Origin of the sequence: Roseicella sp. DB1501 (assembly GCF_013112485.1) — a bacterium.
Taxonomy (GTDB): Bacteria; Pseudomonadota; Alphaproteobacteria; order Acetobacterales; family Acetobacteraceae; genus Paracraurococcus.
This window is the reverse complement of sequence record NZ_JABFHG010000002.1, coordinates 588643-613578: the sequence shown is the minus strand read 5'-3', so window position 1 is coordinate 613578 and position 24936 is coordinate 588643. Positions and strand designations below refer to the sequence as shown.

Sequence of the window (24936 nt, the reverse complement as noted above, 5' to 3'; positions counted from 1 at the left end):
GGTGTAGACGACGTGGAAGCCGGCCTCGAGGGTCGTGTTGTCGACCAGCGTCTCGTAGGCGGCGACGGAGGCCTGGCTGAGGGCGCCGGAGCCTGGCGGGTGGGGCAGCTCGAAGGTGAGGGGGGTGGCGGTGGTGGCGGAGGCGGACATGAAGGCGCCCTTGAGCACCGTGGCGCCGGGGCTGCCCTCCTCCCAGACGGCGACGACGCCGAGGGCGCCGGCGGTGCCGGCCACCAGGTTGTGCGCCGCGGCGCCGCCGGACTTCAGGACATACTGGTCGGCGCCGGTGGCGAACTCGCCGTCGGGCTGGCCGAGGGCGTTGAGGGGCTTGAGCAGGACGCTGCTGCCAACCTGCCAGACCACGGCGAACTGGCTCTCCAGCCACACCGCGACGGGCACCGCCTCCGCGCCCCCGGTCGTGCCGACCGCGAACACCGAGTGAGCAGGATCCGTCAGTGACCAAGGCGCCGGCGTGACCATGGCAGTTCGATCCCTTTTGATGATCGCTTGCGATCCGTCCGAGGCTTGACCATCGAAGTGGACGGGTCCGGCCGATGTGGCGGCCTGTCGCATTGCGTAAACAGATCGTAACGGATCAGCAAATGAGATCGCAGTGAGTGAATTTAAAGTCAGTCTATCATCTTGAGATTGATTTACGCCGGGTTTTCGGCCGCTGCGCAGGGCGGCTTTCCGGGGCGCATGGAAGGCGGGACCGCAGCCGTCACTCCTTCTCCTCGATCGCCTCTCCGGTATCCGGATCGCGTCCCTGCCGCCGGTCGAGCGAGCGCATGATCGGCGTGACGGTCAGGCCGTGCAGCAGGATCGACAGCAGGACGACCAGCCCGACGAACCCCCAGAGATGCTCCGCTTGCGCCACCTCCATGCGGTTCAGCCCGTAGGAGAGGTAGTAGAGCGAGCCGACGCCGCGGATGCCGAAGAAGGCGAGCGTCAGCTTTTCGCCCCATTCCGCCCGGAAGCCGGCGAGGCCGATCAGCCCCGAGACAGGCCGGATCACGAGCAGGATGGCCAGAGCGAGGCCGGCCTCGACCCAGGAGACGGCGGCGAGCAACCCGCTGATCAGCGCGCCGCCGAACAGCAGCAGCAGCACCATCATCGCCAGGCGCTCGATCTGCTCCGTCACGTCGTGCATACGGAGCTGGAACTCGTGCTCGCGATGCGTGCGGCGGAAGGTGAGGGCGGTGACGAAGACGGCGAGGAAGCCGTAGGAGTGGATGATCTCGGTCAGGCCGTAGGAGACCAGGGTCGCCGCGATGGCGATCAGCCCGTCATCGGTCCTGACGAGCTTCTTCTCGGCGGGCACGTGGAAGGTGAGCCAGCCGAAGGCGCGGCCGATCAGCCAGCCGCCCAGAATGCCGGCGCCGATCTCCCACAGCACCCGGTAGGTTAGCCACTCGACGAACCAGGGCTCGCCCGTGCTCGCCGCGGCGGCCAGGGCGATGGCGAGCTGGACGAAGGGGAAGGCGAGGCCATCATTCAGCCCGGCCTCGGAGGTGAGGCCGAAGCGCACCTCATCCTCCTCGCCGGTCTTCGGCGGCCCGACCTGCACATCCGCGGCGAGCACCGGATCGGTGGGGGCGAGGCTGGCCGCGACGAGCAGCGCGATGGGCCAGGACAGGCCGAGCGCCCAGACGCCGAGACCGGTGATGGCGGCGATGCTGAGCGGCATGGTGATGGCGAGCAGGCGCCAGGCGACCATCCAGCGGCGCCACTCGAAGACGCGGTCGAGCTTCAGCCCCGCGCCCATCAGTGCGATGATCACCACGAATTCCGTAAAGCGTTCCGTGACGCCGGGATAATCGTAGGGAAGCGGCCGCAGGCCGACCTGCGGCAGCGAGAACAGCGCGGCGCCAATTCCGATGCAGACGATCGGCAGGGACAGCGGCAGGCGTTTCAGTGCCAGCGGCAACCAGGCGACGAGCGCGATAAGCAGGCCGAGACCGGTGAGGGAAAGAATGTAGGGATCCGGTAGCCATTCGCTCTGCGCCATGGAGGGCACAACAGCCGAAGGCCACGGATGTTTGCCGCGGCGCGGCTCGCGCCCCTGGGATCGTGCCTGGCCAGCAGGACGGCAGGCGAGCGGACCCTCAAAGAGACCGATTTGGCAACAAGGCCGCGCGGCGCATGCGGCGCTTCCGCGCCAACCAACCCTCCCCGGCGCCCGTCCTGACCACCCTGGAGCGGATCCCGCTCGAGCGGAAACCCCCGAACGGGTGAAGACGCCCCAAAAACAATGGGCTGGAGCATTTTTCGCGACGGCGGATGAGCGGATTATGCTCTGGCCTCAGCGGGTGTTCACACAGGGATCTTCCCAATGGGCGGACGCATTTGGCCATTGCGTGAATCTTCTCTCGATTACGCAACATGTGCGATAGCAGAAGATAATATTTTCATGACATTGGACGAGGCGATGCCTCTGTCCGAGGAACTGGCTGCCGAGATCCTCCATCAGGCCAGCCGGCCCGGTCTCGTCCTCGGATTGGCGAACGACGCGCTGGTTTCATCAGGAAAATCGCGGACCGGCTGGGCGTGCCTTTCCAGATGGTCCAGGTGCGCCGCGCCAGCAGCCGGTACAAGCAGTCTCTGATGGGGGCGACGTCAGCGCCGAGAATCCCGGACAAGGTCATCGCGCTGAACATCCTCATGCCGCTCTGGCGCTGCATGCAGGCGCGGTACAGCGCGCTGGAGGAAAGCGAGGCCTCCTTCGCCTTCGATCTGTGGGGAAAGGACGTGGTCGTTGTGGACGATGCCGTCCATACCGGCGCTTCGCCGCGCTATGTCGAGGAAAGGCCGCGCCGACCGCCGCTGCAGCTCCTGCGCCGCGGCCTCGGCAGGCGCTGGGTCCTGCCGACGCTCGAGGCCCGGCATGGCCTGCCGCGGGGCCGCATGGCCTTCATCGACGAAGTGACGCCGCGACGCGGCCGGGCGGTCAGCCGGCGACGTGCACGGCCGGCCTGCGCCCGTCATTCCAGCGCCCGTCGATCGCCCGCTCGATCTGCGCCGCGAGTTGCAGCAGCAGCCCGTCATTGGCCTGGCGCGCCTGGGCCTGGATGCCGAGGGGCAGGCCGTTCTCCTGCCTCCCCAGCGGCAGGGAGATGCCGGGCAGGCCGCACAGATTGGCCAGCGGCGTATAGGCGAACTGGCGCCAGAGATTGCCGAACCAGTCCTGCACCGAGGGGTTGTCGCTGATCGTCAGATACTCGGTGGTGCCGGAGAGGGGCGTCGGCAGGGCGGTGACGGGGGTCAGGATGATGTCCCAATCCTCGAAGAAGGCGCCGAATCCGCGGGAGGTGGTGTTGAATACCGCCTGCATGCGCGCCCGCTCGGTATAGGAGAAGCCGATCCCGGCTTCCCAGATGCGGATGTTGACCGGCTCGATGAGACCCTCGGGCGGCCGGTCGAGCCCGCGCGGCGCCAGCAGGTTGGCGATGGTCTGGGCGAAATTGCTGATGTAGCAGCTCGTCTGGGCCGCGAAGGCGGCGTGGAAGTCGATCGCCGGCAGGGCCCAGTCGACCTCGTGGCCGAGACTCTCGAGGAATCGGCCGACCCGCTCCAGCTCCTGCACGAAATGCGGGATGGCCTTGTAGTCGCCCCATTCATGCGACAGGGCGATGCGCAGCCGCGGCGGATCGCGCCGGATCAGCTCGGCATAGGGTTCCGGCGCCGTCCAGTAGGGCATGAACTCGCCCGGCGCGCCGCCGCGGCAGCTATCGACGAAGACGGCGGTGTCGCGCACGCTGCGGCTGTGGCAGCCCTGGATGGAAACGAGCCCCGTCAGGTCGGAGGCGGCAGGCGCGATGGAGAAGACGCCGCGCGACACCTTCAGCCCGATATTGCCGCAGGCCCCGGCGGGAATGCGGATGGAGCCGCCGCCATCGGTGGCGTGCGAGATCGGCAGGACCCCGGCCGCCACCATCGCCGCCGTGCCGGCGGAGGAGCCGTTGGTGGTGTAATCCGTGTTCCAGGGATTGCGCGTCACGTAGACGGCGGGGTTGTCGGCCGCGCTGCAGCAGCCGAATTCGGGCGTCGTGCTGCGGCCGAGGATGTTCAGCCCGGCCTCGCGGATCCGCCCCGTCAGGACGCTGTCCGCCGCGGCGCGGTTGCCCCGCATGAACAGCGAGCCCATCTCCTGCAGCCGCCCCTTCAGCGTCGGGCCGAGATCCTTCATGAGATAGGGCACGCCGGCGAAGGGGCCGTCGGGGTTCAGCCCATCCTTCAGCGGATCGGCGAGGACATCCTCGAACAGCTCGACGACGGCGCTCAATGCCGGGTTGGTCTGTGCGACACCGGCGGCGACCTGTGCCGCCAGCTCGCCGCGCGTCACCTTGCCCTGGCGCACCAGCCCGGCCAGCGCCACGGCGTCGTGGCTCGCCCATTCATCCCAGCTCATCGCCCATGTCATGTCGCGCATCCGTCTCCATCGCCCGCCGAGTCTGGTGGCATGGCCAGGGCGGTCAAGCGGGTTGCCTCACCGCGTCGCGCCCGGCACGATCCGGCGCGGAACGGCAGGGACGAGAGCGAAGGATGGCGATGCGGGCGCGGGCATTCCCGGCGGGCGGCGGGCGCCCGATGCCGCCACTCCGGCGCCGCGGCCTGCTGGCCGGCCTGGCCCTGGCACCCGTGAGTCCGCGCCTGCTGCGGGCGCAGCCTTCCGGCGCGACGGGCCCCGTCTCCCTTCCCGACACCGCGGAATGGGCGCTGCGCTCGCGGCGCGGCGCCGAGTACCGCATCATGATCGGCCGCCCGCCCGGCGATCCGCCGGCGGGGGGATGGCCGGTGCTCTACCTGCTCGACGGCAACGCGGTCTTCGCCACCGCCTTCCACGCCATGCGCTCGCAATCCGCCCGCACCATCGCCACCGGGGTCCTGCCGGCGCTGGTGGTCGGGATCGGCTATCCGACGGAGGGCATGCTGGACCCGCGCCGGCGCGCCCTCGACTACACGCCGGCGCTGCCGCCGCGCGGGCCGGATGCGCCGCCGGCGCCCGATGCCTTTCCGGCGCCGGGGCCGACCGGCGGTGCCGACGCCTTCCTCGACTTCATCGCCGAGACGCTGCGGCCGGCGGTCGCCGCCGCCCATGCCACGGACCCGCACCGGCAGGCGCTGTTCGGCCATTCCTATGGCGGGCTGCTGGTCCTGCACGCGCTCTTCACCCGGCCGGGCGACTTCCGCGACCACCTGGCGATCAGCCCCTCCCTCTGGTTCGGCGACGGCGCGGTGCTGGCCGAGGAGCGGCGCTTCGCGGAACGGCCGGTGCCGGCCGGGCCACCGGATGGGCTTGGCCTGTTCATGGCGGTCGGCGGCGAGGAGCAGACCCTGCCGCCGGCGCAGCGCCAGGCTCCGGACGCGGCGGCGCGGGCGGCGCTGCTGGGGCGCCGCGCCATGGTCGAGGGCGCGCGGGCCATGGCGGGGCGGCTGGCGGCGCGGCCCGGCCTGCGCACGGAGTTCGTCGAGGCCGCTGGCGAGAACCACGCCTCCGTCGTGCCCACGGTGCTCAGCCGCGCCCTGCGCTTCGCGCTGGCGCCGGCGGGCTAGCTCGACACCATGACCGCTTGGGGCCGGACCGCCGAGGGATGTCGGCGCTCCGGCCAGGGAGAGGGAAACGACATGAGCGATATCCGCATCCTGGCGAAGGGCCTCGGCTTTCCGGAAGGCCCCGTCGCCATGGCCGATGGCAGCATCATCCTCACCGAGATCAATGGCGGCTGGGTGACGCGGGTCGGCGCCAACGGGACGGTGATGCGCCTCGGCCAGCCCGCCGGCGGCCCGAACGGGCTGGCGCGCGCGCCGGACGGGGCGCTGATCCTCTGCAACAACGGCGGCAGCCGCTACCTGCCGGACAGCTTCATGGGCCAGGGCCCGGCGGAGGGTTACGAATACGGCTCGGTCGAGCGGGTCGATCCCGCGACCGGCGCGCGGAGCCTGCTCTACAAGGCCGCCAACGGCCACAAGCTCTCGGCGCCGAACGACCTGGTCTTCGACCGGCATGGCGGCTTCTACTTCACCGATCTCGGCAAGCGCTACGCGACCTCGCGCGACCATGGCGGCCTGTACTACGCCATGCCGGACGGCTCCTCGGTGCGGGAGATCGCCTATCCCATCCTGAGCGCCAACGGCGTCGGCCTCTCGCCGGACGAGACGACCGTCTACGTGGCCGATACGGAATCCGCCCGGCTCTGGGCCTTCGACATCGAGCAGCCGGGCGTGCTGCGCAAGGAGCCCTTTCCCTCGCCGCATGGCGGCCGCTGCATCGGCAGCCTGCCGGGCTTCTGCCGCTTCGACAGCCTGGCGGTGACGGAATCGGGCAATATCTGCGTGGCGACGCTGGTGACCGGCCAGATCACGGTCTTCGCGCCGGACGGCCGGGTGCTCGATCAGGTGGCGATGCCCGATACCCATCCGACGAATATCTGCTTCGGCGGGGCGGATATGCGCACCGCGACCATCACCCTCTCGGGCGAGGGGGCGCTCGGCCAGATGCGCTGGCCGGAGCCCGGGCTGCGGCTGAACTTCCAGGAGTAGGGCCGATCGCGGGCGGACGCGCGGGCATCGCCGAGCATCCGGTCACGCCGGACGGCCGCTACTTCGTCGTGCGCGGCCGCCTCTGGCGCTGCACCGATCCTGGTCTCGAGGCGGAGACCCGGGCCGGGCTGACGCGGGAATTGATGGCGGCGCGGCGCGCCAAGCAGGCGGCGATGCGGCGCGGCGATGCGGCGGCGCGCGAGCAGGCGCGGCAGCGGGTCGATGCGGCGAAGCGCGCGCTCGGCGAGCGCGGCCCGGTCTGGTGGAGCGACGGCGCCCCCGACTACAACCGGCGCATGGCGAAGGCGACGCCCTATGCCGATTGGTTCGCCGCCTGGCTGGCGAGCCAGGGCGCGACCTCATAGGCTCGGCCTTCGCCCTTCCTGTCCCGGAGCCCCCATGCAGCGCCGAAGCCTGATGACCTTGGGAAGCAGCCTCGCGCTTTCCGCCCGGGGCGCCCGGGCGCAGGCGGCGCCGCTCCGCTGCGCCGTCGGCCCCTTCCAGCCGACCGCCGGCGACACCCGCCGCGCCTATGAGCCCTTCTTCGCCCATATGGCCGCGGCGGTCGGCCGGCTGCTCGAGCTGACGGTCACCACCGACTGGGCCGGCATCGCGGTGGCGCTCTCGACCGGCCAGGTGGATCTCGCCTGGATGGGTCCCTGGGGCTATGTGCTCGCCAGGGACCGCGCCCGGGCGGAGGCGCTGGCCATCGTGAAGTACCAGGGCAAGCCGACCTATCACGCCATCATCCTGGCGCGGCCCGACCTGGCGATCGCGCGCTTCCCGGAGGATGCGAAGGGCCTGTCCATCTCCTTCGCCGATGCCGGCTCGACCAGCGGCTGGCTGATCCCGCATTACTGGTTCAAGACCCAGGGCATCGATCCGCGGACCTATTTCAAGTACCGCGACGGCGCCTCGCACCCCGCCAACGACATCGCGGTGGCGAGCGGCCAGGTCGATCTCGCCACCGATTACGACCGCAACTTCGCCGCCATGGTCGCGGCGGGGCGGGTGCGGGAGGACCAGGCCCGCATCGTCTGGCGCTCCGAGCCGCTGCCGAACGACGCCCTGGCCATCCGCGCCGGGCTCGATGCCGCGCTGGCGGCGCGGCTGCGCGACGCGGCGCTCGCCATCGACGAGGCGACCGCCGCCCGGGTGATGCCGGCCAACTACACCGGCTGGGTGGCGGCGGCGCCCGACAGCTACGCCATGATCGAGGCCGCGGGCCGGACGCTCGGGCGCATCGGCGGGGGCTGATGCGGCGCCTCGCCGGGCTGCTGGCGCTGGCCCTTCTCTATGGCGGCAGCCTCCTGGTCGTGCGGCCCGACCTGCCGCGCCTCTGGGCCGGGCTGCCCCGCCTCTCCGCCTGGCTCGGCGGGGCCTTCCCGCCGGATTTCTCCGGCCTGCCGGACCTGCTGCACCGGGCAGCGGAGACGGTCGGCATCGCCACGCTCGGCACCACCCTGGCGATGCTCCTGGCCCTGCCCATCACGCTGCTGGCGGCGCGGCCGGTCGCGCCGATCGCCGTCCTCTATCACCCGGCCCGCGCCGTGCTGGACGCGCTGCGCGGCATCGACGGCTTCGTCTTCGCGCTGATCTTCGTCGCGGCCGTCGGCCTCGGCCCCTTCGCCGGCATGCTCGGCATCGCGCTGCATTCGGCCGGCAGCATCGGCAAGCTGTGGTCGGAGGTGCTGGAGACCGCCGATCCGGCGCCGCTCGAGGCCGTCCTCACCGCCGGCGGCAGCCGCGCCCAGGCCGCGGCGGTGGTGCTGCTGCCGGATGCGCTGCCGCAGCTCGCCTCGGCCCTGCTCTATGTCTGGGAGTTCAACATCCGCGCCTCCACCGTGCTCGGCCTGGTCGGCGCGGGCGGGCTGGGGCAGGAGCTGAAGAATGCCGTGGACCTGCTCGACTTCGCCCGCGTGCTGGCGATCCTCGCCATCATCGTCGCGCTGGTCCTCGCCGCCGACCGGCTCTCCGGCCTGCTGCGGCGGCAGCTCGGCTGATGCTGCGGGTCGAGGGCCTGTCGGTGGCGCTGGAGGGGAGGCGGGTGCTGCGCGATATCGGCTTCGCCGTGGCGCCGGGCGAGGTGGTGGCGATCGAAGGGCCCTCGGGCGCCGGCAAGACCACGCTGCTGCGGGCGATCGCCGGGCTGGTGCCGGTGGCGGCGGGCCGCATCCTCGCCCCGCCCAGCGCGCTCGTCTTCCAGCAGCACGCGCTGGCGCGGCGGCTGACGGCGCTGGAGAACGTGCTGGTCGGGGCGCTCGGCCGGATCGGCTTCTGGCGCTCGGCCCTGCGGCTCTGGCCGGCGGCGGAGCGGGCCGAGGCCCTGGCCTGCCTGGAGCGGGTCGGGCTGGAGGGGATGGCGGGCCGGCGGGCGGATCGCCTCTCCGGCGGCCAGCGGCAGCGCGCGGCGGTGGCCCGCGCGCTGATGCAGCGGGCGCCGCTGCTGCTGGCGGACGAGCCGGTGGCCAGCCTCGACCCGGACAATGCCGCCGCCGTGCTCGCCCTGCTGCGGGCGCTGGCCGCACGGGGCGACCGGGCGGTGCTGCTCATCCTGCACCAGCCGGAACTCGCCCGCCGCTATGCCGACCGCCGGCTGCGCCTGGAGGAGGGATCGCTGTGCCCGGGATGATCGAGATGCGCTGCGATGGCCCAGTGCTCTGCTTCGGCGGGCCCTATTCGAACCTGCAATCCCTGCAGGCGCTGCTGGCCGAGGCCGGCCGCCGCGGCATCCCGCCCGGGCGGATGCTCTGCACCGGCGATGTCGTCGCCTATTGCGCCGATGCGGCGGCGACGCTCGACCTGATGATGGCGAGCGGCATCGCCACGGTGATGGGGAATTGCGAGGAGAGCCTGGCCGCCGGCGGCGCCGATTGCGGCTGCGGCTTCGCGGCGGGCACGGCCTGCGACCGGCTCTCGCAGGACTGGTTCGCCCATGCCAGCCGGCAGGTGACGCCGCGCCACCGCGACTGGATGGCGGCCCTGCCGCGGCGGATTGAGGTCCGGATCGGCGGCCGGCGGCTGATGGCGCTGCATGGCGGCGCCACCGTGATCAACCGCTTCCTCTTCGCCTCCGCGCCCGAGGCGGTGCTGGCCGCCGAGATCGCCGCGACCGGCGCCGAGGGCGTCATCGCCGGACATTGCGGCATGCCCTTCACCCGGCTGGCCGGCGCCAGGCCCGGTGGCGGCCGTGGCCTCTGGCACAATGCCGGGGCGATCGGCATGCCGGCCGATGACGGCACGCCGCGCGGCTGGTTCTCGGTGCTGACGCCGGAGCCCGAGGGCCTGCGCATCGAGCACCTGGCCCTCGATTACGACCATGCGGCCGCCGCCCGGGCGATGCGCCGCGCCGGCCTCGGCGATGCCTATCGCGCGGCCCTGTCGAGCGGGCTCTGGCCCTCGGCGGATGTGCTGCCGCCGGCGGAGCGGGCGCGCCGCGGCCGGCCGCTCGCGGCAAGCCATGTCCTGTGGCCGCGCGCCGGCCATGGGGCAGGGGGCGCCTGCACCGGCCTGCCGTAGGAGCGCCTCCCGGAACCGTCGCCGCCCGTTGCCCCGCCGCGTCCAGGCCGCGCCGGCATTGCACGAGACGGCGAAGGGAGCCTGTGTCCCCCGGCCGTCAGCGCGAAGGCTTGCCCAGCTCGCGCCAGCTCCGTTCGTGCAGCTCGACGCCGAATTTCTTCGCCGCGGCCTGGATGCGCGTCCAGGCCTCGTCGCGCTCGGCATCGGTGACGCCCTCGACCTGGTCGAAGCGCGCCACGGCGTTGCGGACATGCCGCGCATCCTCGAGCGGCTCCTTGCGCTGCCTGGGGAAGGCGAATTCCTTCGCCGGCAGGGCGTCGCGGTGCGTCTTGTCGAGCTCGGCCATGGGAGGTCTCCGGAGGCGAAAGCAGATCGCGGTGGGCGTGAACGCCCGGACGCGAGACTCTGCTTTGGAAACAATGGGCCACAACGCCGGCCCGGCGGGCGCGGTTTGCGCCGCTCCTTCCGGCCGCGCATGAGGGTCATTGGCCGCGGTGATTGGCGGCCGGGCGGATTCTTCCCCAGATTGCCGGCAACGACGCCCGGGGCCCGCCGCCCCGGCCTCCGCTTCACCCGCCGGCGCCTCGGCGCCGCCGCATCCGGACCCCATCCCGTCATGAAGAAGATCGGCTTCCTGTCCTTCGGCCACTGGGCGCCCTCGCCGCATTCCGGCACCCGCTCCGCCGCCGACGCGCTGCTGCAATCCATCGACCTCGCCGTTGCCGCGGAGGCGCTGGGCGCCGACGGTGCCTATGTCCGCGTCCACCACTTCGCCCGCCAGCTCGCCTCGCCCTTCCCGCTGCTCGCCGCCATGGGGGCGAAGACCAGGACGATCGAGCTCGGCACCGCCGTCATCGACATGCGCTACGAGAACCCGCTCTACATGGCGGAGGATGCCGGCGCCGCCGACCTCATCAGCGGCGGCCGCCTCCAGCTTGGCCTCAGCCGCGGCTCGCCCGAGCAGGTGATCGATGGCTGGCGGCATTTCGGCTACGCCCCCGCCGAGGGCGAGACGGATGCCGATCTGGGCCGCCGCCATGCCGAGGTCTTCCTGGAGGTGCTGAAGGGCGAGGGCTTCGCCCGGCCGAACCCGCGCCCGATGTTCCCGAACCCGCCCGGCCTGCTGCGCCTCGAGCCGCATTCCGAAGGGCTGCGCGAGCGGATCTGGTGGGGCTCCGGCTCCAATGCCACGGCGGTCTGGGCGGCGAAGCAGGGCATGAACCTGCAAAGCTCGACTCTGAAGGACGACGAGACCGGCGAGCCCTTCCACATCCAGCAGGCCAAGCAGATCCGCGCCTATCGCGCGGCCTGGAAGGAGGCCGGCCATGTCCGCACGCCGCGCGTTTCGGTCAGCCGCAGCATCTTCCCGCTGCTCGACGACCGGGACCGGGCGTATTTCGGCCGCGGCGGCCAGGAGCAGGACCAGGTCGGCTTCATCGACGAGCGCACCCGCGCCATCTTCGGCCGCGGCTATGCCGCCGAGCCCGAGGCGCTGATCGAGCAGCTTCGCGGCGACGAGGCGATCGCCGAGGCGGATACGCTGCTGCTGACGGTGCCGAACCAGCTCGGCGTCGATTACTGCGCCCATGCCATCGAGGGCATCCTGACGCAGGTCGCCCCGGCGCTCGGCTGGCGCTGAGGGTCGCGGCGCCGGCCGGTCGGCGGGGCTTCACCCCGGCCTCCGAGGGATATCGGCGTGCCGCTGATCAGGCCGGCGCCGTGGCGCGCGGCAAGACCGAAGCGGCCCAGGCGACGATCCGCTCCGCCGGCATCGCGCCCGCCTGGCGCGCCAGCTCCTGCCCCGCCAGGAAGGCGGCGAGGGTCGGGATGCTGCGGATGCCGAGCTCGCCGGCGAGTTGCGGCGCCTCCTCGGTCGAGACCTTCACCAAGCGCCAGCGCGGCTCCAGCCGGGCCGCCGCCTGTTCGAAGGCCGGCGCCATCGCCTGGCAGGGGCCGCACCAGGAGGCCCAGAAATCCACCAGCAGCGGCAGCCCGCTATGCCGCAGGTGGTGGCGGAAGCGCGCCTCGGTCAGCGGCAGCGCATGGCCCTGGAAGAGGGGTGCCTTGCAACTCCCGCAGCGCGGCGAGTCGCCGAGGCGCGCCGCGGGGACGCGGTTGATGGCGTCGCAGGCCGGGCAGACCACCTGCTGAATGCTGTTGGCCATGATTCCTCCGCTTTGGCCGTAACGTGCATCGCGGCATCGGGCTCCGCTGCGCCGGCCGCCGCGCGGCCCAGGGGAGAGGCATAGGGAGAGGCATAGGGAGGCGTCGTGGAAGGACGCGGTACGCTCGCGGCGCCGGGACCTGCCGGCGCCGCCATGGCGAGGCCATCGCGCGACCCGCCGCATCGCGGGCCCGGTCGGGCCCGCTCGGGGTTCAGGCCGGCTTGCCCAGCCGCTTGCGGCCGCCCGCCCAGGCTTCCTGGGCGCTGGGGAAGGTGTCCTGGGACTGCTGGACGACGACCTGGGAGGCTTCCTCGACGATCAGCCAGAGCCAGCGGCGCGGCGGCAGCGGCTGGCGCTGCACCCTGACCTCGTAGCTGCGCGGGTTGCTCGGCGGGATCGCGGGTCCGTTCTTTCCGATGACGCTTGTCGACATGCGTGCGTGGCTTACAGCTCGTTCTGTTACGGATGTCCGGCCTGGCATGCGAAGCGCGCAGCCCTTGCGGCAGCGCGGATCCTCATGGACCCCAGGCGGATCGTTGCGACTGTCGGGGGTTCTGCGGCCCCGGCACGCCGCTTGTAGGCCAAAGCCCGCTGCGGCGCTGCTCACAAGCTTGCTCAGTCGCCCGACACAGCATGGCATTCGCTGCGGAATGCCCTGGTTCGACGCAGCATTTTCTCGATGCGCGCAAAAATTCTTCTTCATTCTCGCTAAAGACGATAAACCCCGGCACGGCAACCTCGGCAGCCGCTTGACCGCGGCGTCATTTGCCCGGCATGGCGGTTGCTGATCGGATGCAACCGGCGCTGCCTCACCGGCCGGGTCACAGCGTCCGGTCCGGGCCGCGCCGCAGGAGAGCCGCCGATTGGCCAAGCACCGCAGCATGCCGCAACCGGGCCGCGTTGAGGCGCTCGCCCTTGCCCGCGCGGCGCAAGGCCCGGATCTGGTCATCGGCGTTGTCGGCGCCGTCGGCTCCGGCACCTCGACCGTCGCGCGGGTGCTGCGCCGCCTGCTCGGCCGTGCCGGCGTCGATTCGGTCGCCATCCGGGCCAGCGACGTGCTGGCGCGGGCGGCGCCGCTCGACTGGGCGGCCGCGATGGCGGAGCCGCCGATGCGCCGCTTCGGCGCCCTGCAGGCGATCGGCAGCCGGTTGCGGCACGAGAACGACAACGCCTTCGTCGCGGCCGGCATGATCGCCGGCATCCATGCCGCCCGCGCCGGCGGCGGACCGCCGATCGCCGTCTGCGACGCCATCCGCCACCCGGCCGAGCTGCAGCTGCTCCGCTCCGTCTATGGCGAGGCCTTCTGGCTGGTCGGCGTGGTCTGCGACGAGCGCACGCGGCATGCCCGGCTGATGCGCAAATACGGCCTGGCGCCCGAGGATGCCGATGCGGCGCGGGCGGTGCAGGACTTCATGGGCCGCGACGAGAATGCCGGGGTCGAGTATGGCCAGAAGGTCGCCGAGGCCTTCCGCTACGCCGATTTCCACTGCGACAGCTCGGCCGCCCTGCCGCAGGCGGATGCGCCCGATGCGGTGCTCGATGCCTGGCCGGTCACCGCCGATCTCGAGCGCTTCCTGGCGCTGGTCCGGGCCGAACGGCCGATGCTGCGGCCGACCGAGGCGGAGCAGGCGATGTATCACGCCTATGCGGCGCGGCTCGGCAGCGCCTGCCTGTCGCGCCAGGTCGGCGCCGTGCTGCTCGGCCAGGACGGCCAACTGCTGGCCACCGGCTGCAACGAGGTGCCGCGCGCCGGCGGCGGCCTCTATGGCGAGGGCATGGACGACCCGGCCGAGGTCGAGCGCGGCCGTTGCCACGCCTATGGCGGCTTCTGCCGCAACACCGACGAGCGCAACAAGCTGGTCGACCACGTCCTCGACCTGCTGGCCGAGGAGGGGGTCGCGCTCGGCGACGAGACGGCGCGCACCGCGCTGGCGCGGCGGCTGCGGCGCTCGCGGCTCGGCCATCTGGTGGAGTTCAGCCGCTCCGTGCATGCCGAGATGGATGCGCTGGTCTCGGCGGCGCGGCGCGGCGTCTCCACCGTCGGGGCGCGGCTCTTCGTCACCACCTTCCCCTGCCACAATTGCGCCCGGCACATCGTCGCCGCCGGCATCGACGAGGTGCAGTTCATCGAGCCCTATCTGAAGAGCAAGGCGCTCGCCCTGCACGACGACAGCATCACCCTGCCGCAGGAGGGCTGGGTGCCGCCGAGCCTGGCGCGCCGCCTCGGTCGGCCCGGCCCGCAGCGCGTCTGCTTCCGCCCCTATGTCGGCGCCGCGCCGCGCCTGTTCCGCCGCGCCTTCCTCAAGGATGGCGAGGTGAAGGACGGCATGTCCGGCCGACTGCTGCCCGCGCCCGAGGGCGCCTTCGAGAACCGCCTGCCGCTGCGCGACGGCTACCGGGCGCTCGAGGCCGAGATCGCCGCGCGCTTCGCCGGCACCGGTTGAGCGGATTGGCAGGTGGAACGCCCCGGCCTAGGCTCACCGCCTCGGCAAACAGGGGAACGTCCAGCCATGATCCACGTGATCGCCATCATCACCGCCAAGCCCGGCATGCGCGGGCAGATCCTCGAGCATTTCCGCGCCAACATGCCGGCGGTGCATGCCGAGAAGGGCTGCATCGAATACGGCCCGGCGATCGATGCCGAGGGTATGGGCAAGTTCCAGACGCCCTTCGGCGCCGACACCTTCCTCGTCATCGAGAAGTGGGAGAGCAAGGAGGCGCTCGCCGCGCATGCCGCCGCGCCGCATATGGCGGCCTATGCGGCGAAGACGAAGGAGATGATCGCCAGCCGCGTCATCCACGTGCTCGAGCCCGCGGCCTGACATCGCGGCGGGCCGTTGCCGGTCTCCCGGCAACGGCCTTCGGCATCAGGCGGCGAGTTGGGTGCGGATGAACTGGCCGGCCGCGGCGATGGCGCGGCGGCCGGCGGCGAGCTGCGGATGGAACAGGTGCCAGACATGGATCATGTCAGGCCAGACCTCCAGCGTCACCGCCACCTCGGCCGCACCAGCCCGGCCGGCGAAGGCGACATCCTCGTCGAGCAACGTCTCGGCCGAGCCCACCTGCACCAGCATCGGCGGCAGGCCGTGCAGATCGGCGTGGATCGGCGAGGCGAGCGGCGTGCGCGCCGGCGCCTGGCCGAGATACATGGCGGCGATCTCGAGCAGATAGGGCTTCTGCACCATCGGATCGGCCTCGGCCTTGCTCGCCATGCTGGGATAGGTGCTTTCCAGATCGACCCAGGGGCTGATCAGCCAGGCGCAGCCGGGCAGGGGCAGGCCCTGGTCGCGCAGCGCCACCAGCGTCGCCGCCGTCAGCCCGCCGCCGGCGCTGTCGCCGCCGATCGCGATCCGCTCCGGCGCGAAGCCCTGCTCCAGCAGGTGCCGGTAGCCGGCGATGGCGTCCTCGAGCGCGGCGGGGAAGGGATGCTCGGGCGCGAGCCGGTAGTCGAGGGCGAGGGTGCGCATCCCGGCCTGCCGCCCGGCTTCGGCCACCATCGGCCGGTGGCTGGTGAGCGAGCCGGCGACATAGCCGCCGCCATGCAGGTAGAGCAGCACGCGCGAGGCATCCGCCCCCGGCGCCTCGGTCCATTCCGCCGGCACGCCGCCGGCGCTGGTCGGCTCGACGCGAACATCGCCGGGCAGCGCGTAGCTGCCGCCGAGCGCATCGAGCCGCCGGCGGCGCTCGGCCAGCTCCGGCGGCCGCGGCCGGGCGGTGAGGACGGCGCGGATGGCCTCGATCTCGGCATCGGGCTGGCGCTTCGGCATGGTCTTCCTCCCTTGTCGCGTGGATGCGAAGGCAGGAGCATCCACCCGCGCGCCGCCGGCCCGCAAGGTCGCGGCGGGCGGCACGGCATGCCGCTTGCAGTGCCCGGCGTGCCGCCTTGGAGGGGATCTGCCTGCATGTATGACGTCATCGTGGTCGGGGCCGGCTCGGCCGGCGCGCCGCTCGCCGCCCGTCTCAGCGAGGATGCCGGCCGTCGCGTTCTGCTGCTCGAGGCCGGCCGCGACTGGCGCGGCGCGGAGGCGCCGCATGCGCTGCGCAGCGCCAACATCGTGCCCTTCATGCATGATCCGGCGCATCAGGCGGCGTGGCAATGGCCGGGGCTGACGGCCCGCCGCACGGCGGCGCAGGCGCCGAAATTCTATTGGCGCGGCAGGGCGCTCGGCGGCTCCTCCACGGTGAATGCGCAGATCGCCATCCGCGGCGTGCCGGCCGCCTTCGATGCCTGGGCGGAGGCCGGCTGCGAGGGCTGGTCGGCGGCCGATGTGCTTCCGGTCTTCGACGCCATCGAGGACGATGCGCTGAGCGGCGCCGCGCCCGGCATCCGCCGCGGCGGCCCGCTGCCGGTCTTCCGGATGCCGGAGGCGGATTGGGGCGCGGTCGACCTCGCGTTGCGCGACGCGGCGCTCGCCGCCGGGCATCCCTGGAAGCCCGACCTCAACGCGCCGGAGGGCGAGGGCGTCTCCTGCAACCCGATCAACAGCCGCGATGGGAAGCGGGTGACGACGAACGACGCCTATCTCGAGCCGGCCCGCCACCGGCCGAATCTCGAGATCCGCGGCGGCATGCTGGTCGATCGTGTGCTCTTCGAGGGGCGCCGCGCCAGGGGCGTCCGCGCGCGGCGCGAGGGCGGGGCCTGGGAGGAGGTCCCGGCGCGGCTGGTGGTGCTCTGCGCCGGCGCCATCCACAGTCCGACGATCCTCATGCGCTCCGGCCTCGGCCCGGCGCCGCAGCTCGCCGCGCTCGGCATCCCGGTGCTGCAGGACCTGCCCGCGGTCGGGCGGCACTTCATGGACCATCCGATCCTGCGGGCGACGCTGATGCTGAAGCCAGGCCATGCGGCGACCGATCCCGATGCCCGCCACACCAATTGCTGCGTCACCTACAGCAGCGGTCTCGGCGGCGGCGGCGAGCGGGACATGATCATGATCGCCTACAACCATCGCGGGCTGGAGGGCGAAAGGCCGGCGCCGGTCGGCGCCATCGGTGTCGCCCTCTACGACGCCTTCTCGCGCGGCGAGGTGCGGCTGGCCTCGGCCGATCCGGAGGCCAACCCGCTGGTCGAGGAGAACATGCTGGCCGATCCGCGCGACCGGCTGCGGCTGCGCGACGGCGTGCGGCGCCTGGCCGCGCTCTGCGCCCTGCCGCCCGTCGCCGGCATCGCCGGGGCGATTCGCTTCGGCGATAGCGACCTGGCGATGGCCGAGGCCGCGGCGCTGCCCGATGATGCGCTGGACGCGCTGATGCTGCAGGAGGCCGGCGACATCCAGCATGCCGCCGGCACCTGCCGCATGACCGCCCATGAGGACTCGCGCGGCGTGGTCGATCCGCTGCTGCAGGTGCGGGGCGTGGAAGGGCTGCGCGTCGCCGATGCCTCGATCATGCCGGCCGATTGCCGGGCCAACCTGCACTTCACCTGCGTGATGATCGGCGAGATGCTGGCGCGGCGCCTGCGCGCCGGCTGATGCGAGAGGTTGTCAGGTTGTCAGGCTGGGACGGCGGAGGCCTGCGCCTTCGCCGCGCGGACGATGCGGGGCGAGGACCGCGTCGCGCGGGCGAGCTTGCCGATGAGCAGGCCGAGCACCGCCGTCTCCTCCGGCCGCAGCCCGGCGGCATCCTCGCGCAGCTTCTCCTCCGCCTCCCGCTTCAGCCGCAGCGCCAGCCCGCCATCCATGTAGAGGTCGAGCAGGCCGGGATGCACGTAGCACTTGCGGCAGATGGTGGGCGTGTTGCCGAGCCGGGCGGCGACCTGCTCGATCGCCTGCTTCACGTTGCGCTTGGCGGCGGCCTGGCTGTCCACGCGCTCGAACTCGTGCAGGGCGAGGGCGGCGAGCACCGTGCCGGCCCAGGTGCGGAAATCCTTGGCCGTCACCTCCTCGCCGGCGATGTCGCGCAGATAGTCGTTCACGTCGCCGGAATCGATGCCGTGGCGCGCACCCTCGGCGTCGAGATACTGGAACAGCTCCTGCCCGGGCAGCTCCTGGCACTCGCGCAGGATGCGGGCGAGGCGGCGGTCGCTCACCTGCAGTTTCCAGGTCTTGCCGCTCTTGCCCTTGAAGAGGAAGCGGAGGCTGTCGCCCTCCACCGCGACATGCCGGTTGCGCAGGGTGGTGAGGCCGTAGCTGCCGTTCTGCCGGGCGTAGTCGTCGTTGCCGACGCGGATGAGCGTGGTCTCGAGCAGGCGCACCACTGTCGCCAGCACCTTCTCGCGCGGCAGGCCGGGGCGCCGGAGATCGGCCGCCACCCGCTCGCGGATGCGCGGCAGCAGCCGGGCGAAGCCCACCATGCGGCCGAACTTGGCGGCGTCCCGCGTTTCCCGCCAGCGCGGATGGTAGCGATACTGCTTGCGGCCCCGCTCGTCCCGGCCGGTCGCCTGGATATGGCCGTTCTCGAAGGGACAGATCCAGACCTCGGTCCAGGCAGGCGGGATGGCGAGCGCCTTGATCCGCCGCAGCGTCGCCCGGTCGGTGAGCGTGCCGCCATCCGGCGCGCGGTAGCGGAAATGCGCACCGTGGCGGCGCCGGCCGATACCGGGCGCCTCGTCCGAGACGTAGCGCAGCGCGGCGGCGCGGGCCGCCTGGCGGGCATCCTGGGCATGGGTCGGGACGGGATCGGCGGGCATGCGGGCCTGATCGTCGAGGGGCCAGGCTTCAACCCGGCCCTGCCCGGGCGGTTCCTCCGCCGGGGCGGGCACAGGCTTCACCGTTGCGACGGTGGTGGCCAGAACTCCAAGTCTGTCAGGCCTGGTCCAGGCCGTTGTTTGATCGCGTGATTGACGCTTTTCAGTGAGTCTACCTCGAGCGATCACGCTCCAGGATCGGTCAGGCGGCCGGTCCGCTGGCGGCGGAGCGCCTATCGGAACCATCGCTGCCCGCTGCCCTGTCGCGGCTTCGCCGCGGCAGGCTGTGACACCCTTTGGGCAGGAGGGGATTCCATGGGGCCCCCGCAAAGCCGCGCAGCGGTCTTGCGGGGAGTTACCTGACCGCCGGGACGAGCCGCTCGTTCCGATCCGTCGGCGGCGCGTCCGGCGCGGCCGCCTGGTGGCCGGATCGCTGCTCGGCCGGCTTTTCCGACCGGGTCAGGTTGCCGGCGGTGCTGACCAGCGCGATATGCGAGAAGGCCTGCGGGAAGTTGCCGACCTGGCGCTGCGCCTTCGGGTCGTATTCCTCGGCCAGCAGCCCGACATCGTTGCGCAGCGCCAGCAGGCGCTCGAACATCCGCCGCGCCTCCGGTCGCCGGCCGATCATCACGTAATTATCCGCCAGCCAGAAGCTGCAGGCGAGGAAGGCGCCCTCGCCGGGCGGCAGGCCGTCGACATCCGAGCCGGTGTCGTAGCGCCGCACGAAGCCATCCGTCATGAGCTCGCGCTCGATCGCCTCGACCGTGCCGCGGACGCGCGGATCCTCCGGCGGCAGGAAGCCGACCAGCGGGATCATCAGCAGGCTGGCATCGAGATGCGACGAGCCGTAGGCCTGCACGAAGCTGCCCCGCGCCGGGTCGAAGCCGCGGCTGCAGACATCGTGGTGGATGCGCGCGCGCACGGCGCGCCATTCCTCGAGCGGCCCGGGCAGTCCGAAGCTCTCGATCGCCTGCACGCAGCGGTCGATCGCCACCCAGGCCATCACCTTGGAATGGGTGAAGTGCCGGCGCGGGCCGCGGATCTCCCAGATCCCCTCATCCGGCTGGTGCCAGATCTCGATCAGCCGGTTGGCGAGCGTCCGCTCCAGGTTCCAGGCCGCGTCGCTCGGCGGGATGCCGGCGCGGCGGGCATGGTGCATGGCGTCGAGCAGCTCGCCGAAGACGTCGAGCTGCATCTGGCCGGAGGCGGCGTTGCCGATGCGGACCGGGCGTGCCCCCTGATAGCCGGAGAGCCAGGGCACCTCCCATTCGTCGAGGCGCCGCTCGCCGGCGAGGCCGTACATGATCTGCAGCTTGTCGGGGCTGCCGGCCACCGCCCGCAGCAGCCATTCGCGCCAGGCCGTGGCCTCCTCGACATAGTCGCCGGCCATGAGCGCCAGCAGCGTCAGCGTCGCGTCCCGCAGCCAGCAGAAGCGATAGTCCCAGTTGCGCGACCCCTTGAGCTTCTCGGGCAGCGAGGTGGTGGCGGCGGCGACGATGCCGCCGGTCTCGTGATGCGCCAGGCCGCGCAGGGTGATGAGCGAGCGGTCCACCGCCTCCGCCCAGGGCCCGGTGGTGCGGCTGCGCGCCGACCAGGCCTGCCACTCCCGTGTCTCGGCGGTGAGGATGTCCTCGGCCGAGAGCCGCTCCGGCAAGGGCCGGTAGGACGGGTTCCAGGTGAGGAGGAAGGCGATGCTCTGCCCGGCCGCGACATCGAAGCGCGTCACCGTCGTCATCCGCTCGCCCTTGAGCGGGACCGAGGTGTCGAGCAGCAGCCGGTCCGGCCCGGCGATGGCCTGCAGCCGCCCGTCCTCGAGCCGCGACACCCAGGGGATGTCGCGGCCGTAGTCGAAGCGCATCGCCAGGTCGCTGCGCATCGCCATATGGCCATGCTCGCCGCGCACCACCCGCACGATGTCGCTGCAGCCGTCCCGGCGATGCATGCAGTCGATGACCGTGACGGCGCCGCCGGGGCATTCGAAGCGCGTCTCCAGCACCATGGTGCCGGGCCGGTAGCGGCGCGTCACCCGGGCGCCATGGGTAGAGGGGGCGATGCGCCAGCGCCCGTTCTCCGCTGTCCCCAGCAGGGCGGCGAAGCAGGCCGGGCTGTCGAAGCGCGGCAGGCACAGCCAGTCGATGCTGCCGTCGCGTCCGACCAGCGCCATCGTCTCGCGGTTGCCGATGACCGCGTAATCCTCGATGCTGAGCGCCATCCCATCCTGTCCCGCAGAGAGTTCGGCCTATGATCGGCGCGGCCGGCTGAGCGCCGCGCCGAGTGGCGCGAAGCCAGGCCGCCGGAGGCGGCGCCGGCGACTGAGGCCATGGAAATGCACCCGCATTGATGCGGATCGGTATCAGAGGGTGAAGTCGATCACGGTCTTGATGTCGTCCTTCTGCCGCTGCAGCGCCGATTGCCAGCGATCGAGTGGCTCGCGCCGGGTCACCAGCTGCCCGAGCCAGCCGCGGTCGGCGCGGGCCAGCGCCTCGGCGGCGGCGCGGAAATGCCGCATGTTGGCGTTGACCGAGCCGAACAGCACCTCGTTGCCGAGCACCATCTGCCGTTCCGCCGTGCCGCCGTCGAAGCAGATCCGCCGGGCGCCGGAGGAGATCCCGGCCAGGCAGCAGATGCCGGCCGGCGCGATCTGCTGCATCGCCGCCACCACCACCTCCGGCGCGCCGGTGCATTCGATGACGACATCCGGGTGGAACGGCAGGTCGGTGACCTCGCCGGCATGGTAGGTGGCGCCGAGCGCCCGGGCGAGGCGCGGCCGCGGCCCGTCCGGGCTGCGCGCCAGCACATGCACCTCGAGGCCGCGCTGCTGGCCCATCATCGCGGCGAGCAGCCCGATCGGCCCGACGCCGGTGACCAGTACGCTGCGCGGCGCCCAGCGGGCGCGCTGGCCGATGCGCTCCACATGCTCCCAGGCCTTGGCGAGGATGCTCGCCGGCTCCATCAGCACCCCGTGCAGGCCGAGGCCGGGATCGATCGGCACCAGGAAATTCGGCTCGATCCGGAACCGCTCCGAGGCGAAGCCGTGCCGCTGCTTGATGCCGCGCTCGGTGTAGCGGCCGTTGCGGCACATGTCCCACTCGCCGACGCCGCAGGCGAGGCAGGGCACCGGGTCGGGCCGCCGGACCACCCCGGCCACCAGGTCGCCCGGCTTGAAGCCGCTGCCCGCCGGCGCCTCCAGCACCTCGCCGAGAGATTCGTGGCCGATGATCAGCCGCTCCTCGCCCTCCGGCGCCCAGCCATAGGTGCCGGAGACGATCTCCTCATCCGTGCCGCAGACCCCGACCGCATGGGTCCGGACCAGGATCGGGCCATCCTCCAGGGAGGGTTCCGGCACCTCGACGACCGCGGCGGAGCCGGCCCGCCCGGGGATGACCGTCAAAGCTCGCATGACGCACTCCACACCCGCGAAGCGGCCTCAACGCCATGCAATCCGCGGACGTTCACCCTCATGCCGTTCAATTCACATGCGGTTCATGTGGGACGGAATCGCCCGGACTCGGGCAAATGGTGGTCAGGCGGGGTTCCCGCTGCCGTCGCAGTCGCCTACGAGTGCCATCATGAGACGCCGAAGCCTGTGCCTCGCGGCGCCAGCCGCGATCGCCATCCTCCCCAGCGTCGCACGCGCCGCGCCGCGCCGGCCGGCGGTGTCGCCGCGGCGCATCGCCATCCGGCACGCGGCGAACAACTCGCGCTTCGCCGGCGTGTGGCACGATGGCCGCGCCGCCGATCCGCGCGCGATGTCCGAGCTGTCCGAGGTCCTGGCCGATACCCGCACCGGGGCGGTCATGCCCTTCGACCCGGCGGCGATCGAGATCCTCTGGGAGGTGGCGCAGCGGGCCGGCCTGGCCGGCGAGATCATCATCCTCTCGGGCTACCGCACGCCGGCGACCAACTACGCGGTGCATGGCGCCGGGGACAGCCAGCACCTGCGGGCCGGGGCGCTCGACGTGATGCTGGCGCCGGAACGCCTGGCCGGTTTCGGCGAGCAGGCGATCCGCCTCGGCCGCGGCGGCGTCGGCATCTATGGCAGCCGCGGCTTCGTGCATGTGGACAGTGGCCCGGTGCGGCGCTGGGGCGACGTGCCAGCCGAGTTGCAGACCCTGCCGGTCGCCGCCGGCGGGCCGCGGCGGCGCCTCGACCTCACCTTCGACCCGGTCTCCCGCCTCGCCGAAGCCTGGGCCAAGACCCGGCTGAAGTAGCGCCGGCGGCGCGATGCCGGCGGACCGGCCTTCGACCGGTCCGAGGCTCCGAACGGGGCGCCCCCATGCGGTCCCGCAGGCGGGCCTTCCCTCCAAGACCTCTCGGCCGGGCCTCAGCCCGGCCGCGGCGCGGTCCATTCCTGCCAGAGCAGGGCGAGGGCGGCCATCAGCGCCGGGCCGAGGAAGAGGCCGAGCAGGCCCCAGCTCTCCACGCCGCCCAGGATGCCGAGCAGCACCAGCAGGAAGGGCAGGCGGGTGGCGCCGCCGATCAGCGCCGGCCGCACCGCATGGTCGGCGACGAAGACCACCGCGAGGCCGAACAGGAACACCGCCAGCCCGGCCGTCGCGGCGCCCTGCGCGGCCAGGACCAGCGCCGCCCCGCCGAAGACGATGGGCGCGGCGAAGGGGATGATGGCGGCGAGGCCGGTGACGGCGCCGAGCAGGGTCGGGTGCGGCACGCCGGCCAGGGCATAGGCGATGCCGAGCAGCAGCCCTTCGCCGAGCCCAACCAGCACCAGCCCGTCCACCGTCCCATGCACCGAGGCGACCATCTGCCGCGCCACCCGCTCGCCGGTCGGCCCGAAGCCGCGGGCGCTGGCCCGCAGCGCCTGGGCGGTCAGCGCCGTGCCGTCGCGGAACAGGAAGAACAGCGTCAGGATCGTGAAGGCGAAGAGGATCACCCGGTGCAGCAGGCTGACGCCGAGCTCGCGGCCCATGCCGATCACCTGGGACTGGTTGAGGCGCGCCAGCAGCTCCGCCAGCGAATCGGGATCGGCGAGGTTCTCCTGCCACCAGTGGCGGAGCTGGGCGCCGCCGAGGGGGAGGTTGGCCAGCCAGTCCGGCGGCGGCAGCCCGCTGCGCTGCGCCTCCTGCAGCCAGTGCAGCAGCCCGCCCGCCTCCCGCCCGGCCTGCACCGCCAGCAGGGCGAGGGGCAGCAGAAAAAGCAGCGCGAGGGCGGTGGTGAAGAGGATCGGCAGGACGAGCCGGCGCTGTCCCGGCCAGCGCCGGCCGGCGCGCTCGAAGGCCGGCCAGGCGGCGATGGCCAGGATCACCGCCCAGGCGAGGGCCGGCAGGAAGCCGTGCAGGGTCCAGAGCCCGAGCAGGACGAGCCCGGCCACCAGCGCGGCGCGTGCGAGGGCGGGGCCGCCGGCGACGAGGCCGGTCGGGGGCTGGGCGGGATCGGCGGGCATGCGGAGTCTCCTGGTGGCCGGCGGCCTAGGCGGGCTGGCCCTGCCCGTCGAGTCGCGGCCGGACCTGGCGACTCGTGGCCTCCGAGGACCCGGTCAAGGCCGCGGCGGGCCAGGGGAGAGGCAGGGGAAAGGCCGCTCGACAGCGCGGATTTGATCGAGTCGCTCCCCTCACAGGCGCCCGGCGGCGGGTTCTTGCACGCCAGACGCAATGAGATGACTGACGCCGCGCGATCTTCTCGCTATGACGCGAGGACTCGCAGGGAGTCCCGAGCATGTCGAAGAAGTTCCTGACCGACGTCATCGTCCAGTCCACCGAGATGCCGGCCGTCGCGGCGAACCGGCTGGCCACCGACATCATCGAGGCAATCAAGACCGAGATCACCGGCACCGGCCGCTTCACCCTGCCGGATTTCGGCTCCTTCGTCGTGCGCGAGACGCCGAAGCGCACGGCCATGAATCCGCGGACCGGCGAGAAGGTGCCGGTGAAGGCCGGCGCGACGGTCCGCTTCAAGGCCAGCCCCTCGCTGAAGGAAGCGGCGCTGGCCGGCATGAAGAAGGCGAAGCGGAAGGCCGCGAAGGCCTGATCCCAACGGACCGGTCCCTCGGCCGGTCCGAGGCCCCCGAACGGGGCCTGCGACTTATGGCGCGACGCCAGGGAGACCGGAGGTTTGCGTCCGGCGTGTGAGGGC

At 72.3% G+C, this 24936-nt stretch carries 24 protein-coding genes; 13 read left to right on the top strand and 11 right to left on the bottom strand.

Annotation, left to right across the window (positions count from 1 at the left end; translation table 11 throughout):
• The 3 genes from HJG45_RS06305 to HJG45_RS06295 form a co-directional block, all read right to left on the bottom strand.
• Positions 1-435: hypothetical protein (locus tag HJG45_RS06305; protein WP_171611221.1), on the bottom strand; the 435-nt coding region annotated here is incomplete at its 3' end.
• 286 nt (positions 436-721) lie between these two features.
• Positions 722-2008, bottom strand: a complete 1287-nt coding sequence (locus HJG45_RS06300) for a sodium:proton antiporter (protein WP_171611220.1) — start codon at positions 2006-2008, stop codon at positions 722-724.
• 939 nt (positions 2009-2947) lie between these two features.
• A complete protein-coding gene (locus HJG45_RS06295; RefSeq protein WP_254452295.1) occupies positions 2948-4429 on the bottom strand; it encodes an amidase in 1482 nt (493 codons plus the stop codon).
• A gap of 158 nt (positions 4430-4587) precedes the next feature.
• Here HJG45_RS06295 and HJG45_RS06290 point away from each other — a divergent pair, with 158 nt between their 5' ends.
• The 7 genes from HJG45_RS06290 to HJG45_RS06260 all read left to right on the top strand — a co-directional run bounded on the left by HJG45_RS06290 (position 4588) and on the right by HJG45_RS06260 (position 10059).
• Entirely contained in the window at positions 4588-5553 is a 966-nt protein-coding gene (locus tag HJG45_RS06290; RefSeq protein ID WP_171611219.1) for an alpha/beta hydrolase, read from the top strand.
• A 72-nt stretch (positions 5554-5625) separates the two neighbouring features.
• A complete protein-coding gene (locus HJG45_RS06285) occupies positions 5626-6540 on the top strand; it encodes an SMP-30/gluconolactonase/LRE family protein (RefSeq protein ID WP_171611218.1) in 915 nt (304 codons plus the stop codon).
• A 68-nt stretch (positions 6541-6608) separates the two neighbouring features.
• The gene (locus HJG45_RS06280) at positions 6609-6905 is read left to right on the top strand and encodes a hypothetical protein (protein WP_217362831.1); all 297 of its coding nucleotides are present in this window, start codon (positions 6609-6611) and stop codon (positions 6903-6905) included.
• A gap of 34 nt (positions 6906-6939) precedes the next feature.
• Positions 6940-7797, top strand: coding sequence for a phosphate/phosphite/phosphonate ABC transporter substrate-binding protein (locus tag HJG45_RS06275; RefSeq protein ID WP_171611217.1), 858 nt, complete (start codon positions 6940-6942; stop codon positions 7795-7797).
• Positions 7797-8543, top strand: coding sequence for a phosphonate ABC transporter, permease protein PhnE (gene phnE / locus HJG45_RS06270; RefSeq protein ID WP_171611216.1), 747 nt, complete (start codon positions 7797-7799; stop codon positions 8541-8543). The genes HJG45_RS06275 and phnE overlap by 1 nt, the downstream gene beginning before the upstream one ends.
• Complete coding sequence (locus HJG45_RS06265) at positions 8543-9172, top strand: phosphonate ABC transporter ATP-binding protein (RefSeq protein WP_171611215.1); 630 nt, start codon at positions 8543-8545, stop codon at positions 9170-9172. The genes phnE and HJG45_RS06265 overlap by 1 nt, the downstream gene beginning before the upstream one ends.
• Positions 9160-10059: a metallophosphoesterase gene (locus HJG45_RS06260; RefSeq protein WP_254452294.1), complete on the top strand. Its 900-nt coding sequence runs from the start codon at positions 9160-9162 to the stop codon at positions 10057-10059. Before HJG45_RS06265 ends, HJG45_RS06260 begins: the two co-directional genes overlap by 13 nt.
• A 97-nt stretch (positions 10060-10156) precedes the next feature.
• Here HJG45_RS06260 and HJG45_RS06255 read toward each other — a convergent pair whose 3' ends face one another.
• Positions 10157-10405 (bottom strand): DUF6582 domain-containing protein, encoded by a 249-nt coding sequence (locus HJG45_RS06255; protein WP_171611214.1) that lies wholly within the window; start codon positions 10403-10405, stop codon positions 10157-10159.
• 270 nt (positions 10406-10675) lie between these two features.
• Between HJG45_RS06255 and HJG45_RS06250 the strand changes: the two genes are divergently transcribed.
• A complete protein-coding gene (locus tag HJG45_RS06250) occupies positions 10676-11698 on the top strand; it encodes an LLM class flavin-dependent oxidoreductase (protein ID WP_171611213.1) in 1023 nt (340 codons plus the stop codon).
• A gap of 67 nt (positions 11699-11765) precedes the next feature.
• Here HJG45_RS06250 and trxC read toward each other — a convergent pair whose 3' ends face one another.
• On the bottom strand, positions 11766-12224 hold the full coding sequence (gene trxC, locus HJG45_RS06245) for a thioredoxin TrxC (protein ID WP_171611212.1): 459 nt from the start codon (positions 12222-12224) through the stop codon (positions 11766-11768).
• A 211-nt stretch (positions 12225-12435) separates the two neighbouring features.
• Positions 12436-12657, bottom strand: a complete 222-nt coding sequence (locus HJG45_RS06240) for a hypothetical protein (protein ID WP_171611211.1) — start codon at positions 12655-12657, stop codon at positions 12436-12438.
• Positions 12658-13087: 430 nt separating this feature from the next.
• Between HJG45_RS06240 and HJG45_RS06235 the strand changes: the two genes are divergently transcribed.
• Both HJG45_RS06235 and HJG45_RS06230 read left to right on the top strand, forming a co-directional pair.
• Positions 13088-14668, top strand: a complete 1581-nt coding sequence (locus HJG45_RS06235) for a deaminase (RefSeq protein ID WP_171611210.1) — start codon at positions 13088-13090, stop codon at positions 14666-14668.
• Positions 14669-14734: 66 nt separating this feature from the next.
• Positions 14735-15046, top strand: a complete 312-nt coding sequence (locus tag HJG45_RS06230) for a putative quinol monooxygenase (RefSeq protein ID WP_171611209.1) — start codon at positions 14735-14737, stop codon at positions 15044-15046.
• A 45-nt stretch (positions 15047-15091) separates the two neighbouring features.
• Here HJG45_RS06230 and HJG45_RS06225 read toward each other — a convergent pair whose 3' ends face one another.
• Positions 15092-15991: an alpha/beta hydrolase gene (locus HJG45_RS06225; RefSeq protein ID WP_171611208.1), complete on the bottom strand. Its 900-nt coding sequence runs from the start codon at positions 15989-15991 to the stop codon at positions 15092-15094.
• Between the two features lie 135 nt (positions 15992-16126).
• Here HJG45_RS06225 and HJG45_RS06220 point away from each other — a divergent pair, with 135 nt between their 5' ends.
• Complete coding sequence (locus tag HJG45_RS06220) at positions 16127-17692, top strand: GMC family oxidoreductase (RefSeq protein WP_171611207.1); 1566 nt, start codon at positions 16127-16129, stop codon at positions 17690-17692.
• Positions 17693-17712: 20 nt separating this feature from the next.
• Here HJG45_RS06220 and HJG45_RS06215 read toward each other — a convergent pair whose 3' ends face one another.
• The 3 genes from HJG45_RS06215 to HJG45_RS06205 form a co-directional block, all read right to left on the bottom strand.
• Positions 17713-18849, bottom strand: coding sequence for a DNA topoisomerase IB (locus HJG45_RS06215; RefSeq protein ID WP_171611206.1), 1137 nt, complete (start codon positions 18847-18849; stop codon positions 17713-17715).
• Positions 18850-19201: 352 nt separating this feature from the next.
• Positions 19202-21058 (bottom strand): glycoside hydrolase family 15 protein, encoded by a 1857-nt coding sequence (locus HJG45_RS06210; protein ID WP_171611205.1) that lies wholly within the window; start codon positions 21056-21058, stop codon positions 19202-19204.
• Between the two features lie 141 nt (positions 21059-21199).
• Positions 21200-22246 (bottom strand): glucose 1-dehydrogenase, encoded by a 1047-nt coding sequence (locus HJG45_RS06205; protein ID WP_171611204.1) that lies wholly within the window; start codon positions 22244-22246, stop codon positions 21200-21202.
• A gap of 169 nt (positions 22247-22415) precedes the next feature.
• Here HJG45_RS06205 and HJG45_RS06200 point away from each other — a divergent pair, with 169 nt between their 5' ends.
• Entirely contained in the window at positions 22416-23057 is a 642-nt protein-coding gene (locus tag HJG45_RS06200; protein WP_171611203.1) for a DUF882 domain-containing protein, read from the top strand.
• Positions 23058-23170: 113 nt separating this feature from the next.
• Here HJG45_RS06200 and HJG45_RS06195 read toward each other — a convergent pair whose 3' ends face one another.
• Positions 23171-24247, bottom strand: a complete 1077-nt coding sequence (locus HJG45_RS06195) for an AI-2E family transporter (protein ID WP_171611202.1) — start codon at positions 24245-24247, stop codon at positions 23171-23173.
• 272 nt (positions 24248-24519) lie between these two features.
• Between HJG45_RS06195 and HJG45_RS06190 the strand changes: the two genes are divergently transcribed.
• On the top strand, positions 24520-24831 hold the full coding sequence (locus tag HJG45_RS06190) for an HU family DNA-binding protein (RefSeq protein WP_171611201.1): 312 nt from the start codon (positions 24520-24522) through the stop codon (positions 24829-24831).
• The last annotated feature ends 105 nt before the right edge of the window (positions 24832-24936 follow it).